Annotated in this window: 17 protein-coding genes; 6 read left to right on the top strand and 11 right to left on the bottom strand. The window is 66.0% G+C overall.

From position 1 onward, the window contains the following. Positions 1–141: 141 nt before the first annotated feature. Complete coding sequence (locus J0H39_07110; protein ID MBN9496506.1) at positions 142–759, bottom strand: SCO family protein; 618 nt, start codon at positions 757–759, stop codon at positions 142–144. A 14-nt stretch (positions 760–773) separates the two neighbouring features. Then, positions 774–1,100, bottom strand: a complete 327-nt coding sequence (locus tag J0H39_07105; GenBank protein ID MBN9496505.1) for a winged helix-turn-helix transcriptional regulator — start codon at positions 1,098–1,100, stop codon at positions 774–776. Between the two features lie 168 nt (positions 1,101–1,268). Between J0H39_07105 and J0H39_07100 the strand changes: the two genes are divergently transcribed. Both J0H39_07100 and J0H39_07095 read left to right on the top strand, forming a co-directional pair. Beyond that, on the top strand, positions 1,269–3,356 hold the full coding sequence (locus J0H39_07100; GenBank protein ID MBN9496504.1) for a heavy metal translocating P-type ATPase: 2,088 nt from the start codon (positions 1,269–1,271) through the stop codon (positions 3,354–3,356). Between the two features lie 106 nt (positions 3,357–3,462). Continuing rightward, positions 3,463–4,740 carry an MFS transporter gene (locus J0H39_07095; GenBank protein ID MBN9496503.1) on the top strand — a complete coding sequence of 426 codons (1,278 nt, stop codon included), beginning with the start codon at positions 3,463–3,465 and terminating at the stop codon, positions 4,738–4,740. On the opposite strand, the gene urtE is transcribed toward J0H39_07095, so the two are convergent. The 6 genes from urtE to J0H39_07065 form a co-directional block, all read right to left on the bottom strand. Beyond that, the gene (urtE, locus tag J0H39_07090) at positions 4,737–5,432 is read right to left on the bottom strand and encodes an urea ABC transporter ATP-binding subunit UrtE (protein ID MBN9496502.1); all 696 of its coding nucleotides are present in this window, start codon (positions 5,430–5,432) and stop codon (positions 4,737–4,739) included. The two genes, J0H39_07095 and urtE, sit on opposite strands and share 4 nt — an antisense overlap. Before the next feature lie 5 nt (positions 5,433–5,437). Next, the gene (gene urtD / locus J0H39_07085; protein MBN9496501.1) at positions 5,438–6,193 is read right to left on the bottom strand and encodes an urea ABC transporter ATP-binding protein UrtD; all 756 of its coding nucleotides are present in this window, start codon (positions 6,191–6,193) and stop codon (positions 5,438–5,440) included. Between the two features lie 10 nt (positions 6,194–6,203). Beyond that, on the bottom strand, positions 6,204–7,334 hold the full coding sequence (gene urtC / locus J0H39_07080) for an urea ABC transporter permease subunit UrtC (protein MBN9496500.1): 1,131 nt from the start codon (positions 7,332–7,334) through the stop codon (positions 6,204–6,206). Continuing rightward, positions 7,331–8,920, bottom strand: coding sequence for an urea ABC transporter permease subunit UrtB (gene urtB, locus J0H39_07075; GenBank protein ID MBN9496499.1), 1,590 nt, complete (start codon positions 8,918–8,920; stop codon positions 7,331–7,333). The genes urtC and urtB overlap by 4 nt, the downstream gene beginning before the upstream one ends. A gap of 78 nt (positions 8,921–8,998) precedes the next feature. Beyond that, on the bottom strand, positions 8,999–10,291 hold the full coding sequence (gene urtA, locus J0H39_07070) for an urea ABC transporter substrate-binding protein (GenBank protein ID MBN9496498.1): 1,293 nt from the start codon (positions 10,289–10,291) through the stop codon (positions 8,999–9,001). Positions 10,292–10,553: 262 nt separating this feature from the next. Beyond that, positions 10,554–11,441, bottom strand: coding sequence for a polysaccharide deacetylase family protein (locus tag J0H39_07065; protein MBN9496497.1), 888 nt, complete (start codon positions 11,439–11,441; stop codon positions 10,554–10,556). A 78-nt stretch (positions 11,442–11,519) separates the two neighbouring features. On the opposite strand from J0H39_07065, the gene J0H39_07060 reads away from it, so the two are divergent. Continuing rightward, positions 11,520–12,359 carry a hypothetical protein gene (locus J0H39_07060; GenBank protein MBN9496496.1) on the top strand — a complete coding sequence of 280 codons (840 nt, stop codon included), beginning with the start codon at positions 11,520–11,522 and terminating at the stop codon, positions 12,357–12,359. Here J0H39_07060 and J0H39_07055 read toward each other — a convergent pair. Then, positions 12,334–13,473: an OpgC domain-containing protein gene (locus J0H39_07055; protein ID MBN9496495.1), complete on the bottom strand. Its 1,140-nt coding sequence runs from the start codon at positions 13,471–13,473 to the stop codon at positions 12,334–12,336. The two genes, J0H39_07060 and J0H39_07055, sit on opposite strands and share 26 nt — an antisense overlap. Further along, positions 13,470–13,907, bottom strand: coding sequence for a DoxX family protein (locus J0H39_07050; GenBank protein MBN9496494.1), 438 nt, complete (start codon positions 13,905–13,907; stop codon positions 13,470–13,472). The genes J0H39_07055 and J0H39_07050 overlap by 4 nt, the downstream gene beginning before the upstream one ends. Before the next feature lie 127 nt (positions 13,908–14,034). Here J0H39_07050 and J0H39_07045 point away from each other — a divergent pair, with 127 nt between their 5' ends. Next, positions 14,035–15,714 (top strand): MCP four helix bundle domain-containing protein, encoded by a 1,680-nt coding sequence (locus tag J0H39_07045; protein MBN9496493.1) that lies wholly within the window; start codon positions 14,035–14,037, stop codon positions 15,712–15,714. Here J0H39_07045 and J0H39_07040 read toward each other — a convergent pair. Continuing rightward, complete coding sequence (locus J0H39_07040; protein MBN9496492.1) at positions 15,711–16,769, bottom strand: polyprenyl synthetase family protein; 1,059 nt, start codon at positions 16,767–16,769, stop codon at positions 15,711–15,713. The genes J0H39_07045 and J0H39_07040 overlap by 4 nt on opposite strands. Before the next feature lie 75 nt (positions 16,770–16,844). Here J0H39_07040 and J0H39_07035 point away from each other — a divergent pair, with 75 nt between their 5' ends. Continuing rightward, positions 16,845–17,060, top strand: coding sequence for a DUF2007 domain-containing protein (locus tag J0H39_07035; protein MBN9496491.1), 216 nt, complete (start codon positions 16,845–16,847; stop codon positions 17,058–17,060). Beyond that, a complete protein-coding gene (locus tag J0H39_07030; protein ID MBN9496490.1) occupies positions 17,057–17,776 on the top strand; it encodes a methyltransferase in 720 nt (239 codons plus the stop codon). The genes J0H39_07035 and J0H39_07030 overlap by 4 nt, the downstream gene beginning before the upstream one ends. Positions 17,777–17,781: the final 5 nt, after the last annotated feature.

Here is a 17,781-nt window from a genome sequence, read left to right as displayed (position 1 = left end):
GTCCGTGGTCTTGCCAAACCCGCAGAAGCGGGCTGCTCGCGCCATGGCTCCGAAGAGCCAAGTATGTTGACGCGAACGCGTTTCGGGAACGCCGACTACTCCCCAAGGAGAATTGACGCGTACCAGCGCCGGTTTACCCGGTCAAGAATTTTGTGCACTGCGAAGAAGTCGCGATAGCTTCGCCAGCGCCGTCTCGCGCTGCTCGTGGAAATCGATCGTTCCGGCGAATTGGCCGGACTTGTCGACCATGAACACCGTCGCCGTGTGGTCGATCACGTAGCTGTCGCCTTGCGGCACTTTCTTGTAGACGACGCGCCAAGCATCGGCGATCCGCGCGGTTTCGGCCGGGGTGCCGACCAAGCCCATGATCCGCCCGTCGAACGCGCTGAGATAATCGCGCAGTTGTTCGGGCGTATCGCGTTCCGGATCGACGCTGATGAAATAGACGGCGAGATCCTTCGCCTCCTCGCCCAGCGTATCGAGCCAGCCCGAAATATCGGTCAGCGTCGTCGGGCAGACATCGGGGCAATAGGTGAAGCCGAAAAACATCAGCGACGGCCGCCCGGCGAGATCGCGCTCGGTCATCCGCTTGCCGTTCATGTCCGGGATCGAGAAGGTGCCGCCGAATTGCGACAAGGCGCTGGAAATCGGCACGGCCTCGGGCACGGGTTTCAAGGCGCGCGTCGCCCAAATGGCGCCCGTGAAGACGGCGACGACGACGACCAGAAACCACGCGGCGAGGCGGATGGTGCGCAACATGTTCATCGCTTTAATCAGATGTCCTCGTGGCGCGGCTCGCGGACATGCTCGAGCATGTCGGTCACCACGCGGGTGATGTGATCGTCGGCCGCCGAATAATAGACCTGCTTGCCCTGGCGTTCGGCGCGCACGATGCGCGCGGCTTTCAGCAGGCGCAAATGATGGCTGACGAGCGAGGCGGAGAGCCCCAGCCGTTCCGCGATCTCGTTCACCGGACGCTCGGACGCCGTGCACTCCAACACGATGCGCAGGCGCGTGGTGTCGCCGAGCAGGCGGAACAGATCCGCGAGCTCGGCGGCGTGATCCTGGGCTTTGCGGATTCCGATGCGGGGGCGGGCCATCTTCGTTTCCAACGAATGAACAGATGTTCAATATTATCAAAGCGCTGGCCGGTCAAGCCCGCCGTCGCCCAGTATCGCCTTGACTCAACAACATATGAATAGCTATTCATATATTGAAAGGGAACGGCGATGGGCGCGGCGGCGAAACACGACTGGCAAGTGAGCGGGATGGATTGCGCGGCTTGCGTCGCCAAAGTGACCAAGGCGGTCGAGCGCCTGCCGGGCGTTTCGGCCGTCGAGGTCAATCTGATCGCCGAACGTTTGCGTTTCGATTTGGCCCCCGAAGGGGCCGCCGACGCCATCGAAGTCCAGGTGACGGCGCTGGGCTACGGCGTCTCGCGCCAATCCCCGGCGGCGAAGCGCCGCGCGCATCATCATCATGACCATGGCGGCATCGACCACGATCGCGGCAACGCCAAGCTCCGCTTGGTCTTCGTGCTTGGCGCCCTCGTCGCCGCCGCCTATGCCGCGTCCTATGCGCTGCCCGAATGGGCGGACACTCTCTATCTCGGCGCCACGCTGCTGGCGCTGATCCCGTTCGGGCGACGCGCAATCGCGTTGGCGCGCGGCGGATCGCCCTTCTCCATCGAAACCTTGATGTGCGTCGCCGCGATCGGCGCCGTGATCATTGGGGCGGCGGCGGAATCCGCCATCGTCGTGCTGCTGTTCGCCATCGGCGAATGGCTGGAAGGGGTCGCCGCCGGAAGGGCGCGCGCGGGCATCCGATCGCTGGTGGCGATGATGCCGCGCGAGGCGCAGCGCCGCAAAGCGGACGGCAATTACGAAACGATCGACGCCGAAAAGCTGCAAGCGGGCGATATCGTGCGCGTGCGCCCGGGCGAGCGCGTGCCCTGCGACGGCGCGATCGTCGAAGGCGCATCGGCGCTGGACGAAAGCCCGGTGACCGGCGAATCCGTGCCGGTGGCGCGGGGGGTCGGCGACAACGTCGTCGCGGGCAGCGTCAACGCGAACGCGGCATTGGTGCTGCGCGTGACGCAAGCGGGGCCGGACTCCACGCTCGCGCGCATCGCGCGCATGGTGCAGGACGCCGCCGTGTCGCGCGGGACCACACAGCGTTTCATCGAACGCTTCAGCGCGATCTGGACGCCCGCCGCGATGGTGTTGGCGTTCGCCGTCGCCGTTTTGCCGCCGCTGCTGGGTGGCGGCGAATGGGCGACTTGGATCTATCGCGGGCTTGCCGTGCTGCTCGTCGCCTGCCCCTGTGCGCTGGTCATCTCCGTGCCCGCCGCGATGGCGTCGGGCCTGTCGGCGGGTGCCCGCAACGGTCTGCTGATCAAAGGCGGGGCTGCGCTGGAAGCGATCGGCCATGCGGCGACGATCGCGTTCGACAAGACCGGCACGCTGACCCAAGGCAAACCGCGCGTCACCGATGCGATTCCGGCCCCGGACACCACCGAAGACGAATTGCTGACGCTCGGCGCCAGCGTCGAAGCGGGCTCGGCGCATCCGCTCGCCAAAGCCATCGTCGCGGCGGCGCATACGCGCGGCTTAGCTTTGCGCGCTGCCGGCGACGCGACCGCCGAACCCGGCATGGGCGTGACCGCGCGCATCGACGGCGCGCTGGTGGAAATCGGCAGCCCGTTTTGGGCCGCAACATTGGGCCGCGCCTTGCCCGATGGCGTCGACGCGCTGGAACGCGACGGCAAGACCGTTGCACTCGTCTATCGCAATGGGACGGCGCTGGGCGCGATCGCGATGCGCGACGAGCCGCGCGCCGAAGCGAAAGTCGCCATCGCGCGCTTGCACGCACTGGGGCCACGCGCGGTGATGCTGACGGGCGACAATCCGCGCACCGCCGCCGCGATCGCCGGAACCTTGGGCATGGATTTCAAAGCGCAACTCACGCCGGCGCAGAAGCTCGCCGAGATCGATGCGCTGAAACGTTATGGCGGCGTGGCGATGGTCGGCGACGGCATCAACGATGCGCCCGCCCTCGCCGCCGCCAATGTCGGCATCGCGATGGGCGGCGGCACGGCCGCCGCACTCGAAGCGGCCGACGCCGCGATCGTGAAGGATCGCGTGTCCGGCATCGTGGATCTCGTGCGCCTGTCGCGCGCCACGCTTGCCAATGTGAAGCAAAACATGGCGATCGCCATCGGCTTGAAGATCGTGTTCCTCGGCACCACGATCGCGGGCATCACCGGCCTGTGGCCGGCGATTCTGGCCGATACCGGCGCCACGGTGCTGGTCACGCTCAACGCACTGCGCTTGTTGGGCTGGCGATCCCCGTCATAATCATTTGAAATATATTGATAAATCGGCGCGGACCAGCGTTGCGCCGATAGCGGTCGACGCGCGCGAGTCGCAAAGATTAATTCTTGGGGCTCTGGAGAAACAGCCCATGCCCGACGATACGCGCGGCCAAACCGCCACCCTGACCGCTTCCCCCGCCGATTTCGCCGCTCCGAAGATCGCGCCCACCGCCGCCAACGGCGCGTTCGCGGTCGTGTTTTCGCTGTCGTTCTGCCACTTCCTGAACGACACGATGCAGTCGATGATCCCGGCGATCTACCCGATCCTGAAGGAAGCGCATGGGCTGGATTTCGGGCAGATCGGTTTGATCACGCTGGCCTTCCAGATCACCGCGTCGATGTTCCAGCCGGTGATCGGTTTCGTCACCGACCGCAATCCGCGCCCCTATTCGCTCGCCATCGGCATGGGCTCGACGCTGATCGGCTTGCTGCTGCTGTCGCAAGCGCATAGCTATCCGCTGATCTTGCTCGCCGCCTGCCTCGTCGGCCTCGGCTCGGCGGTGTTCCATCCCGAAGCCTCGCGCGTCGCGCGCCAGGCGTCGGGCGGGCGCCATGGCCTGGCGCAATCGCTGTTTCAGGTCGGCGGCAACGCGGGCTCGGCCATCGGGCCGCTGCTCGCCGCGTTGATCGTGCTGCCGCATGGCCAAGGCAGCATCGCCTGGTTCTCCGCCGCCGCCTTCGTCGGCATGGCGGTGCTGTTCTGGATCGGCGGCTGGTACGCGCGCAACATGAAGCCGCGCGCCGGACGTGCGGCCGCGGCGGTGGCGGGCGATATGGCCGCCGCGTTGGGCAAGCGCAAGGTCGCGATCGCGGTCAGCGTGATGGTGGCGCTGATCTTCTCCAAGACCTTCTACATGGCGGCCTTCACGTCCTACTTCACCTTCTACCTGATGGGCCGTTTCGGCGTGGACGTGCAGACCGCGCAATACGCGCTGTTCTCCTTCCTGCTGTCGGCGCCCATCGGGGCGCTCGTCGGCGGGTGGCTGGGCGACCGCATCGGCCGTTTGCCGATCATCTGGTTCTCGATCCTCGGCGCGCTGCCCTTCTCGCTGGTGCTGCCTTATGTCGGGTTCGAGGCGACGCTGATCCTCGCCTTCATCGTCGGCTTCATCATGTCGTCGTCGTTCTCGGCGATTCTGGTTTACGCGCAGGAATTGATCCCCGGCCGCGTCGGCCTGGTCGCCGGCGTGTTCTTCGGCTTCTCGTTCGGGCTGGGCGGCATCGGCGCCGCGGCGCTGGGCGAGATCGCGGATATCCACGGCCTCGATACCGTCTACGCGATCTGCGCCTATCTGCCGGCGATCGGGCTGCTGACGATTTTCCTGCCGCCGCAGCCCTCGCGCGTCGCGAAGAAAGCCGCCGCCTAAACCGACATCCGGCGGCGGATTTCGTCTTCGTCCATATTCGCCTTGGTGCCGGCGAGGGAAACCTCGCCGCGCTCCATCACGTACCAGCGATCGGCGAGTTCCTTGGCGAAGTCGAAATACTGCTCGACCAGCACGATCGCCATGTCGCCGCGCTGGCGCAGATAAGCGATCGTCCGGCCGATATCCTTGATGATCGAGGGCTGAATCCCCTCCGTCGGTTCGTCGAGCACGAGGAGCTTCGGGCGCATGGTCAACGCGCGGCCGATCGCCAATTGCTGCTGCTGGCCGCCGGACAGATCGCCGCCGCGCCGCCCGAGCATTTCCTTCAGCACCGGAAACAGATCGAAGAGATCGTCCGGGATCGAACGCTGGCCGCGCGGCAAGGGCGCGAAGCCGGTTTCGAGATTCTCCTTCACCGTCAGCATCGCGAAAATCTCGCGGCCCTGCGGCACGTAAGCGATGCCCGCACGCGCGCGATCTTCGGGCGCCATCGCGTCGATGCGTTTGCCTTCGAAAGTGATCGAACCGGCCGAAATGCCGCGCTGGCCGGTGATGGCGCGCAACAGCGAGCTTTTGCCCACCCCGTTGCGGCCCAGCACGCAGCACACTTCGCCGAAATGCGCTTCGATCGAGATGCCGCGCAAGGCCTGCGCCTGGCCGTAATGGAGATCGATCTTGTCGACGGCCAACATGCTGCTCAGCGCCCCAGATAGACTTCGATGACGCGCTCGTTCGACGCGACCGTGTCGATCGAGCCCTCGGCGAGCACGGATCCTTCGTGCAGACAGGTGACACGGCAATCGAGCGCGCGCACGAAACTCATATCGTGCTCGACCACGACCACGGTGTGGTCGCGGTTGATCTCGCGCAGCAGCTCGGCCGTCGTCTCGGTTTCCGCGTCGGTCATGCCCGCGACCGGCTCGTCGACCAACAGCAGCTTCGGGTTCTGGGCGAGCAGCATGGCGATCTCCAGCCATTGCTTCTGACCGTGCGACAATTCGCCCGCCCGCCGGTCGCGATGGGCGAGCAAGCGCACGGTTTCCAGCGCCTCGTCGATACGTTCGCGCTCGACGCGCGCGCGCGCGCCCCACAGCGACGAGAACGCGCCGCGCGGGCCCGCCGTGGCGAGCAGCACGTTGTCCGCGACCGTATGGCTTTCGAACACGGTCGGCTTCTGGAATTTCCGCCCGATTCCCAGTTCCGCGATCGAGGCTTCGTCGTGGCGCGTCAAATCCACCGTGCCGTCGGCGAACAACACGTCGCCGTTGTCGGGCTTCGTCTTGCCGGTGATGACATCCATCATCGTGGTCTTGCCCGCCCCGTTGGGGCCGATGATGGCGCGCATGGCGCCGGTTTCGACCGTCAGCGACAGCGAGCGCAAGGCGCGGAAGCCGTCGAAGGTGACGTTGACGCCGTCGAGATAAAGGAGCGCGCGAACGACTGGGGTGTTCATATCCGTGCCCTCATTCGGCCGGCTTGCGGGCGGGCGAACCCGATCCGCGCAAGCGCTTGATGAGGCCTTCGGCCGCCCCCAGAATGCCCGCGGGCAAGGCGACGGTGACGAGCACGAACAAGGCACCCAGCACGAACAGCCAATACGGCGCCAAGGCGCCGGTGGTGAAGGTCGTCTTCAGCGCGTTGACGATGCCCGCCCCGATCGCCGCACCGACCAGCGTGCCGCGCCCGCCCATCGCGACCCACACGACCGCTTCGATCGAGTTGATCGGCGAGAATTCCGACGGGTTGATGATGCCGACTTGCGGTACGTAAAGGGCCCCCGCCACGCCCGCCATCATCGCCGAGACGACGAAGACCAGCAGCTTGAAGCGCTCAACCCGGTAGCCCAAGAACCGCGTCCGGCTTTCGCCGTCGCGGATCGCGACCAGCACTTTGCCGAAGGTCGACGTAACCATGAAACGCGCGATCAGGAAGGCAAGCACGAGACCCGCGACGCTCGCCAGGAACAGCACCATGCGCGTGCCGCCCGACTGGACGTTGAAGCCGAAGATGTCCTTGAAATCGGTCAGGCCGTTATTGCCGCCGAACCCCATATCGTTGCGGAAGAAGGCGAGCAGCAGCGCATAGGTCAGCGCCTGGGTGATGATCGACAGATATACGCCCGTGACGCGGCTGCGGAAGGCGAACCAGCCGAACACGAAGGCGAGCGCGCCGGGCACCGCCAGCACCATGAACATCGCGTAGAACGGGTTCTGGAAGCCCCACCACGCGACGGGCAGCTCGGTCCAATTCAGGAAGACCATGAAATCCGGCAGGATCGGATGGCCATAAACGCCGCGCGTGCCGATCTGGCGCATGAGGTACATGCCCATCGCATAGCCGCCCAGCGCGAAGAACGCGCCGTGACCGAGCGAGAGAATGCCGCAATAGCCCCAGACGAGATCGAGGGCGACGGCCAGCATCGCGTAGCACAGCCATTTGCCCATCAGCACGACCGTGCCGGTGCCGATATGGAAGGCCGAGCCTGCGGGCACGAACAGATTGCAGATCGGCACCAGGACGGCGAGCAGCGCCAGGAAGATCAAAAAGATCTTCCCGCGCCCGTCGAGTTTTTCGGCAAGCAACGCGGCGATCATTGTTCGACGGCCCGGCCTTTGAGCGCGAACAACCCGCGCGGACGTTTCTGGATGAACAGGATCAGCAGCACCAGGATCAGGATCTTGCCCAGTACCGCGCCCGCGAAGGGCTCGAGCAGCTTGTTGGCCACGCCGAGCGACAGCGCCGCGACCAGCGTGCCCCAGAGGTTGCCGACACCGCCGAACACGACGACCATGAAGCTGTCGATGATATAGCCCTGCCCGAGATTGGGGCTGACATTGTCGATTTGGCTCAGCGCCACGCCCGCGATCCCGGCGATGCCCGAGCCGAGGCCGAAAGTCATCGCATCGACGAAGCCGGTGCGAATGCCCATCGACGCCGCCATGCGCCGGTTCTGCGTGACCGCGCGCATATGCAGGCCCAGCGACGTGCCCTTCAGCACCAGCAGCAGCATCGCGAAGACGAAGATCGCGAAGACGACGATCCACAAGCGGCCATAGGTGATCTGCAGGCCGAAGAACTCGAAATAGCCCGACATGAAGCCGGGCGCCCCGACTTCGCGGTTCGTCGGCCCGAAGATGGTGCGCACCCCCTGTTGCAGGAACAGCGACACGCCGAACGTGGCGAGCAGCGTTTCGAGCGGCCGGCCATAGAGGAAGCGGATGATGCCGCGTTCGATCGCCACGCCGATGGCGCCCGCGACGAAAAAGGCGAGCGGCAGCGCAATCAGCAGCGAATAATCGAACAGATGCGGTGCCGACGCGCGGATCGTCTCCTGCACCATGAAGGTGACATAGGCGCCGATCATCACCATCTCGCCATGCGCCATGTTGATGACGCCCATCACGCCGAAGGTGATGGCAAGGCCGATGGCGGCGAGCAGCAGCACCGAACCGAGCGACAGACCGAACCAGAAGGTCTGCGCGATTTCGCGCATCTTCAGCACGTTCTCGATCTTCGCGATCCCGGCTTCGAGGGCGGGTTTCAACTCGGCCGGCGCGCGGTTCATGACTTGGCGCAGCAAACCGATCCGGTCGCGATCGGCGGACGCCGATACGATATCGACGGCCGCGATGCGATCGGCCATCGGCGTCGCGTCGTCGGTCAGCACGATCGCCGCGCGCGCCAGACGCAGCGCCTCGCGCACGCTGGGCAGGGTTTCGCGCGCCAAGGCCTGATCGATGGCCGGCAGGGCGGACGCGTCGCGCGAGCGGAACACGGCCTCGGCCGCTTGACGGCGGCGCACGGGATCGGGCGACAAAAGGGTCATGGCGCCCATCGCCGCTTGCGCGATGCCGCGCAGACGGTTGTTGAGACGCACGGTCGTGGGGCTATCGGGGGCGGCGGCAGGTTCGCCGGTGCGCGCATCGAACGTGGCGCCCGCGCGGTCGCGATAGACGATCGCCTTGGCCGCTTCGTTGACCAGCAAGCGCCGGTCGAGCAGCGCTTCGATGACGGGAACGCCGCGCGGATCGCCGGCGGCTTGCACGCCCGCGATCCCGGCTTCGGTATCCGAAAAGGAATCCGACAGGAATTTGTCGAGGGCGGCGTTGTAATCCTGCGCGCGCGCGGGCAAGGCCGCCAAGCATGTCAGTAGGAACAGGACCGCCAATGCCAGAAGCACCGGGGACGCAAGACCGGGCGCGATAGCGCGCGCCCGGTCCCGCAACGTCGTATGACGATGATTCACCAGCGTCGCTTCTCAGCTGCCGCAGGTGTTCGTCTTGGTGTTGAAGTTGCCGCAGTTGCGCGTCACCCAATCGCCGATCAGGTCCTTCGACCCGTCGAGATGCTTGGACCACGCGTCGCCGGGGACCAGATCCTTGGTCTGCCACACCACGTCGAACTGACCGTCCGCGCGGACTTCGCCGATCATCACGGGCTTCGTGATGTGGTGGTTGGGCAGCATTTCGGAAATGCCGCCGGTCAGGTTCGGCGCCTTGGTGCCCGGCAGCGCCTTGATGACGGCGTCCGGATCGACCGACTTGGCCGCCTCGACCGCCTTCACCCACATATTGAAGCCGATGAAATGCGCTTCCATCGGATCGTTGGTCACGCGCTTCGGGTTCTTGGTGAAGGCCTGCCATTCCTTGATGAAGGCGTCATTGATCGGGTTCTTGACCGACTGGAAATAGTTCCAGGCGGCGAGATGGCCGAGCAGCGGCTTCGTATCGATGCCGGCGAGTTCCTCTTCGCCGACCGAGAACGCGACGACGGGAATGTCCGTCGCCTTGATGCCCTGGTTGCCGAGTTCCTTGTAGAAGGGAACGTTGGCGTCGCCGTTGATCGTCGACACCACGGCGGTCTTCTTGCCGGCGGCGCCGAAGGTCTTGATGCTCGACACGATCGTCTGCCAGTCGGCATGGCCGAACGGCGTGTAGTTGATCATGATGTCGGCGTCGGCGACACCCTTCGACTTGAGATACGCTTCGAGAATCTTGTTGGTCGTGCGCGGATAGACATAGTCCGTACCCGCGAGGACCCAGCGCTTCACCTCGCCGCCGTCCTTCGACATCAGATAGTCGACGGCCGGAATGGCCTGCTGGTTCGGCGCGGCACCCGTGTAGAACACGTTGCGCTCGCTCTCCTCGCCCTCGTACTGCACGGGGTAGAAGAGGATGTTGTTGAGTTCCTTGAACACCGGCAGCACCGACTTGCGGCTGACCGAGGTCCAGCAGCCGAACGTCGCGGCGACCTTGTCGCGCGCGATCAGTTCGCGCGCCTTTTCGGCGAACAGCGGCCAGTTCGACGCGGGGTCGGCGACCACCGCTTCGAGCTTGCGGCCCAGAACGCCGCCCTTCTTGTTCTGCTCCTCGATCAGCATCAGCATGACGTCTTTCAACGTCGTCTCCGAAATCGCCATCGTGCCCGACAGCGAGTGGAGAATGCCGATCTTGATCGTCGGCGCCTGGGCGAATGCGCCCATACGGCCGTAGTGCAGAATCGCGGCGCCACCAACGGCGGTGCCCAATAGACGACGACGAGAAATACCCATTTTCGCGAAACCCCCATGTTTCGTTGCGCGGCCGATCGGCCGAATTCATGGGGGAGCAAGGGGCATGCCATACGCGGCAATACCTACGCTTGCGTGGCGAACGGCGCGCCGGGATACCACGCGCGGATGGGCAGGATCGCGGGGCACGCAACCGATACGATAGCCAAGCGTCTGCGCCCGCGGCATCGGCCACCGGCTATCGACGGCATTTGCTTAAATTTGCGCCGTCCCGCCTTTTACGAAGGCGACCAATCGGATTTGGTCAGGGAACGACGCCCGGCGGCAGGCTGGCGGCGTGCGTGGCGATCCGGCCCGAGGTCGTGAACCAAATCTCCGGCCAAGCTTGCCTTATATACGCGAGCGCGCGGCGCAGATGCTTCAAGCGATGCGGCTGGCCGACGAGATACGCATGTAGCGCAATCCCCATGACAAGCGGCTGGTCCTTCGATTGGCGCAACATCTCGTCGAACGCGTCGACGATCATATCGGCGAAAGCGTCGCCGCCGATCTTGCGCCCGACGATCATCGGAATGTCGTTGAGCTCCTGCGGATAGGGCACGGCCAGGATGCGGCCCTTGCGCGTCTTGAACCAGATCGGCTGGTCGTCCATGCACCAATCGAGCACATAGCTATAGCCCGCCTCGTGCAGCAGGTCGGGCGTGACGCGGCTTTGGCTGATCCAGGGGCCGAGCCAGCCTTGCGGCGCCTTGCCTTCCTTGGCGCGCATCGCGGCCGTCGCATCGGCGATCAACGCGGCTTCTTCCGCCTCCGGCAGCGTGCCTTGGCGTTCGGCGTTGGTGCGGCCATGGCCGACGAATTCGTCGCCGCGCTTGCGGAACGCCGCGAGCAATTCGGGCGCATAGTCGTACATCGACGAATTGATAAGCACCGATGCGGGCAGCGACAATTCCTCGAACAGCTCCAGCATGCGCCACGCGCCCACGCGATTGCCCCAATCGCGCCACGCGTAGTTCAGCACGTCGGGTTGCGGGCCGCCGGGGGCAAGCTCCGCGCCCAGCCCTTCGCCAAACGCGAAATGTTCGAGATTGAGCCCGAGATAGACCGCGAGCCGCGTGCCGTTTGGCCAATCGTAAGGCTTGCGCGTCGAAATCGGCGAATACTCGTAACGGCCATGCGTGGGAAGCTGCATCCTTGATCCTCGAAACATCGGCATACGTGGGAAAGCGGGAATGTAGCGCCCGCCTTGGCGGCGCGATAGGCTCGCAATATGCGCGCCATCGTGGCTTTGCTGGCCGTTTTAATCGCCTTGCCCGTTCACGCGGGCGAAGTGCTGCGCGATTTGTCGGCGCCGAGCGCGGCGCTGGGCCGTCCCCTCGTCTATGCGATCTACAGACCCGATGGTGTCGCGCGCGATTTGCCGGTCGTCTATCTGCTGCACGGGCGCAACAGCAAACCCGCCGATTGGCTGGACATGGCGCATGTGGCGCAAACCGCCGACCGGTTGATCGCCGAGCGCAAAATGCCGCCTTGCCTGATCGTGCTGCCCGATGGCGGCAATAGCTGGTACGCGGGTGCTATGGCCGCCGCCATTGCGACCGACCTGCCCGCCGAAATCGAGCGGCGCTTCGGCGCGAGCCCGTCGCGCGGCCAACGCGCGATCGCCGGCAATTCTATGGGCGGATTCGGCGCGCTGGGAATCGCCCTTGCCTATCCCGAGCGTTTTGTCGCCGCCGCGTCGATGTCCGGCGCGTTCTGGACGATGCTGGAAAGCGAGACGGCCCTCGACGACGCGATGCAAGCGCGCGTCGCGCGCGTGTTCGACGGCGCGTTCGGCACGCCCTTCGCGCGCACGAATTTCCTCAAACACAGCGCCCATGCGCTGGCGGTCGCGTTACCGGCCGCGATGCCTAAGCCCGCGATCTACCTCACCGCCGGCACGACGGATTTCGGGTCGATCCAAGCGCAGAGCGACGATCTCGCGCGCATGCTGAAAGACAAGGGGTTCGACGTCGAAAACGAGACCGCCCCCGGCGGTCACGAATGGGGCACGTGGGAACGCGCCTTGCCCCGCGCACTCGAGTTCATCGCGCGACGCTGGGCACGCTGATCGCCGCACCCGCCGGCGGCGGCTTCACGCCTGTCTTCCATGGCGCATTCTTCACGTAAGCGGCGATGCGCGCGACGGCGAACAGCGCCGCAAGGCCGAAACCATGCACCGCGATCTGATCTTCGAGATCGGTGCCGTAAATCGCCAGCGCGATCCCGCCCAGATGCGACAGCACCATGCCCGCGAAAAACACCGGCAGCGCTTGGCGGCCGAGAAGAACGAAGGGCTGTGCGAGGGCGGTTTCCAGCATCGCCGGGCGCTGGCGCACGATCCACAGCGCCACGATCGCCAGCGCCACGAAATGCGCGAATTGGCGCGCGTCGAGATTGGGCTTGTTGGCATGGGCATAAGCCCAATCGTGCAACGACGCGAGTTCGGGCAGCAGCGACCAGACCGCGCGGAACTCGGCGACGAAGCCGAAGACGAGATAGGCAAGACACAACGCCAGCACGGCGAGTGTCGGTTTGGGCGGGACGATCCAGCCGCGCGACAAGGCGAAACCCGCGAAGAACAGCATCTGCCAGGCGAGCGGGTTGAAGCCCCACAGCCGCCCGTCGCCCGCCGGCAGATTGAAGCCGGTGACTTGCACGACGCTCCATAAAGCGACGCTCGCCGCGATCACCAAACCGGGATGCACGCGCGCCAACGCCATCGCCAGGGGAACGGCGGCAAGCACGACCATATAAAGCGGCAGAATGTCGAAATAGGTCGGCACGTAGCGCAGCGTGAACAGATCGACGATATGGCGCATCGGATCGGCGAAGAATCCGTCGATGCCCAAAAACGCCGCGTAGCCGGGCGATAGCGAAGCGACCAGGAACAACGTCACGAAGAACAGCGCGATATGGCAGCCGTAAAGCTGTGCCGTGCGCCATGCGATGCGCGCCGTCCCCGTCGCGAAGCCCATCCGGCCGAACGTGCCGCCGAACGCGATCGCGGCGGCAAAGCCGGAGATGAACACGAACACATGCGCCGCGTCCGACAGGCCGAAGCGCGCCCAGATCACCTCGCGCGCCCAGCCGCCCGGCACATGGGCGAAGAAGATCGCGATCAGCGACAAACCCCGGAAAAAATCGAGGCGCGGATCGCGCGGTTTTTTGGCGATCACGCTCATGCGTAGCGGCCGACCACCGGCAATTGCCGCGCGAGATCGAGCGCTTCGTCGCGCCGCAGCCAGAGAATGGCAAGGGCGGCGAGCAGCACGAGGCAGGCTTCCGTGAACAACACGGCGCCGTCTTCGTAGGGGTCGATCCCCAGCGGCGAGACGACATGGAAGAAAATGGCCCCCGCCATGATGCCGGCGGACATCGCCGCGCCGAATACCTGCGTGCGGCGGATCAGCACCAAGATTGCGGCAAGAAGCTCGGCCGCGCCCACGCCGATGCGCATCGGCTTTTCGTAACCCGAAAAACCCAGCCAGTCGGTCAGCACGGTGAACAGCCAGACCGAACCGTCCGCGCCGGTGAATTTGTACTGGAGGTACCAAATGAAGATATAGGCGATCCACAGGGCCAGAAGCCACGGCATGGCCTCGAAGATCCGTCGCATTGCTGTCATTTCCCGCCTCCCGGACGCGGCTGTCGGTCCTTGTTCGCGCGTCGCCGCGCCCGGGTTACGCCGGTAACCTTTTCGCCGTCGCGCGCGAACCCGGTCCGCAATCTCCGGGGAAACCGCGATGCGTCTCGAAAATTTTCCGATCGCCCGTAAAATCCTGCTGGCGGTGATGGCGCCCAGCCTTCTCGCCCTCGCCATGGCCGGCGGCGCGGTCTGGAGTCTCGCCCAAGCCGTCGACCAAGCGCGCGCGATCAACAATGCCGCGCGCAACGTCGAAACAACCGGCTATATCGGCGCTTCGACGATCTCCTTCGCGCGCAACGTCGAAGCCTTGGGGCTCGACCTGCCGGCCGCACGGCGCGACGAACTCGCCGCCGCCGCCGTCAAGGATTTCGAGGTGATCCGCGACAATCTCGCCGCCCTCGCCCCCCATCTGCTCGACGCGCCCGCCCGCGAAGCGGCGGCGAAGGCGCGCGCGGCGCTCGACGCCTATAAGCCCGTCGCCGACAAGGTCGTCGCCTTGGCGAAAGACGGTGCCCGCGAACAAGCCGGCGCCGCCGCAGTCGACGGCGGCGGCTTGGTGCTGGAGGCGATCTTCGCGCTGACCGAACTCTACGATCGTAACGCCCGCGCGGCCGACGCCGCGACGGCCACGGTCGTCGGCTTGCTCGACCGTTTGGTCTTTTGGCTGCCGATCCTATCGGCGCTCGCGATGCTGATCGGCGCGGTCGCGGGGATCGCCATCGGCCGGCGCGGCATCGCCAACCCCCTCGCCGCCGTCGTCGCGCGGATGAAAGCGGTCGAAGCCGGCGACTATGCGGGCGACATCGTCCAATCGAGCCGCCGCGACGAAATCGGCGATGCGGCGCGCGCTTTGACGACCTTGCGCGACGGGCTGGCGGAAGCCGACCGTGCCCGCGCGCGTCAAGCCGAAGATCGCGCACGCGCCGACGCCGCACGGCGCGAAGCGCTCGCGCAGATGGCGACCACGGTGCGCGGCGCCACGAGTGCGGCCGCAGAAGCGACCGCGCGACGCACCGGCGAAATGACCGGGCTCGCCGGCGCGCTTGCCACGGCCGCGCGCGACACGGCGGCGGATTCCCGCGACGTCGCCGAAGCCGCGGACGCGGCTTTGCGCAACGCCGAGACGGTCGCGGCGGCGACGAGCCAATTGTCCGGATCGATCGATGAAATCGGCCGCCAGATCGCGACGGCGGCGCAGACCACGCGCGTGGCCGTCGAACGCGGCGGTGCCGCGCGCGCGACCGTGGCTCGGCTGTCGGACGCGGTCGGCCAGATCGGGACCGTAACCAAGCTGATCGCGGAGATCGCCGCGCAGACCAATCTTCTCGCCCTCAACGCCACGATCGAAGCGGCGCGCGCGGGCGAAGCGGGCAAAGGTTTCGCCGTCGTCGCGGGCGAGGTCAAAAGCCTCGCCGGGCAAACGGCCCGCGCGACCGAGGACATCGCCAAACGCGTCGCCGAAATCGGCGCGTCGACCGAAGCGGCCGTGCGTTCGATCGGCGAGGTCGAAACGACCATCGCGGCGATCGACGGAACCGCGTCGGCCATCGCCGCCGCGATCGAGGAACAAGGGGCGGCGACGCGCGAAATCTCGCGCGGCATCGCGGGCACGACCGACGCCGCGCGCGGCGTTTCCGCGCGCATCGCCGCCGTGGCGAGCGCCGCTTCGCGCGCCGATGAGACGAGCGCCAAGCTCGCCCAAACGTCCGAGGAAGTGGCGCGGGGTGCCGCCGCGCTCACCGAATCGATCGACCGCGCCTTGACGGAAGCGGCTTAGTACGCGCGTTCGATCGCGAAATCGATCAGGTCGATCAACGCGCGCTTTTCCGCCCCGTCGGCGAAGATGCCGAGCGAGTCCTTGGCGATGCGCCCATAATGGCGCGCGCGCTCGATCGTGTCGGCCAGCGCGTTGTGCTTGCGCATGAGTTCGACCGCACGGGTGAGGTCGCCGTCCTTCTGGTCGAGATCTTCGAGGGTGCGGCGCCAGAACGCGCGCTCCTCCTCGTCGCCGCGCAGGAACGACAGCACGATCGGCAGCGTGATCTTCCCGTCGCGGAAATCGTCGCCGACTTCCTTGCCCATCGTCGCGGTATCCGACGCGTAATCGAGCGCGTCGTCGACCAGCTGGAACGCGATGCCGAGATTGAGGCCGTAAGCCTCCAGCGCGTCCTCCTCCGCCTTCGGGCGGTCGGCAACGGCGGCCCCCACGCGGCAGGCGGCGGCGAACAACGCCGCCGTCTTGGCGCGGATGACTTCGAGATACGCTTGCTCGGACGTTTCGGTGTCGTTGGCGGTGGTGAGCTGCAATACCTCGCCTTCCGCGATCACGGCCGAAGCGTTGGACAGGATCGCGAGAACGGGCAGCGAGCCGTCCTCCACCATCACCTGGAAGGCGCGGCTGAACAGGAAATCGCCGACGAGGACGGAGGCCTTGTTGCCCCACACCGCGTTGGCGGTGGCGCGGCCCCGGCGCAGATCGCTTTCGTCGACCACGTCGTCATGCAGCAGCGTGGCGGTGTGGATGAATTCGACGCAGGCCGCGAGGCCGATATGGCGCTGGCCGCGATAGCCGCACATGCGCGCGGCGGCGAGGGTCAACATCGGGCGCATGCGCTTGCCGCCGGCCGCGATGATATGCCCCGCGAGCTGCGGAATCAGATCGACGGAGGAATGCATGCGCCGGACGATCGTCTCGTTGACGGCCTTCAGATCGCCGTCGACGAGGGCGAGGAGGTTTTGAAGCGCGTTCTTCGCACCGCTGGGGCGGGGATTCTTGCGCTCGCCTTCGAGATTGACGACGACGGCCACGTCCTGAATTCCTTTTTGCTGCATCCGGCGGCGGACGCGCTTGACGCCCGCACCCGCCGATTGCGAGCATAGAGCCCTCAACCGGGGAATCAACACTCGATGCGCGAAGTCCTGCGAACCACGGATGCGGTCGCTTTATCGTTCGCGCAGGCGCTTTTGCGCGACGCGCGCATCGAATTCGCGACGCTGGACGCGCATATTTCGGCGATCGAAGGCTCGATCGGCGCGTTTCCGCGCCGTCTGGCGGTCGACGAATCCGACTACGCCGCCGCAAGCGACCTTTTGAAGCAGGCGGGATTGGACGAGATACGATGATCGAAACCACGCAGGACAAGTTGCTGGGCGGCAAACTGCGCTTCGCGCAGCCCGCCGACGGCTATCGCGCGGCGATAGATCCGGTCCTGCTCGCCGCCGCCGCCGGCAAACCGATCAAGGCGCTCGATCTCGGCTGCGGGGCGGGCGCGGCGATGCTGTGCCTGCTGGCGCGCGTCGAAACCGCGCACGCCGTGGGCGTGGAAATCGATCCCGATCTCGCCGATCTTGCGCGCGAAAACCTTGCCGCCAACGATTTCACCATCCGCGCGCGGATCGTCGAAGGCGACGCGGCCACTTTCGGGGAAGTCGGTTTCGATCTGGTGATGGTCAATCCGCCTTATCTCGATCCCGCGCGCGCCGATCCCTCGCCCCACGCCCGCAAGCGCAAGGCGGATATGGAAGGCGAACTCGACCTCGCCGGCTGGGTCAAAGCCGCCAAGCGCGCGGCGTCGCCCAAAGCCCATATCCTGTTCGTGCAGCGCGCCGATCGGCTTGCCGATCTGCTGGCCGCGATGAAGGGCTTGGGCGAACTCGTCGTGTTTCCGCTGTGGCCCAAAGCGGGCGAACCCGCCAAACGCGTGTTGGTGCGCGCGCGCCTTGGCTCCAAGGCGCCGCTGACGCTTGCGCGCGGCCTGGTTTTGCACGGGAGCGACGGGAAATTCTCCGCCGCGGCGGATTCGATTCTGCGCGACGGCGGCGAATTGCCCTTGCTATAGAAACA

It is taken from the genome of Alphaproteobacteria bacterium, assembly GCA_017308135.1.
Classification (GTDB): Bacteria; Pseudomonadota; Alphaproteobacteria; order CACIAM-22H2; family CACIAM-22H2; genus Tagaea.
The sequence above is the reverse complement of the archived record's forward strand: the minus strand, read 5'-3'. Positions and strand labels throughout refer to the sequence as shown.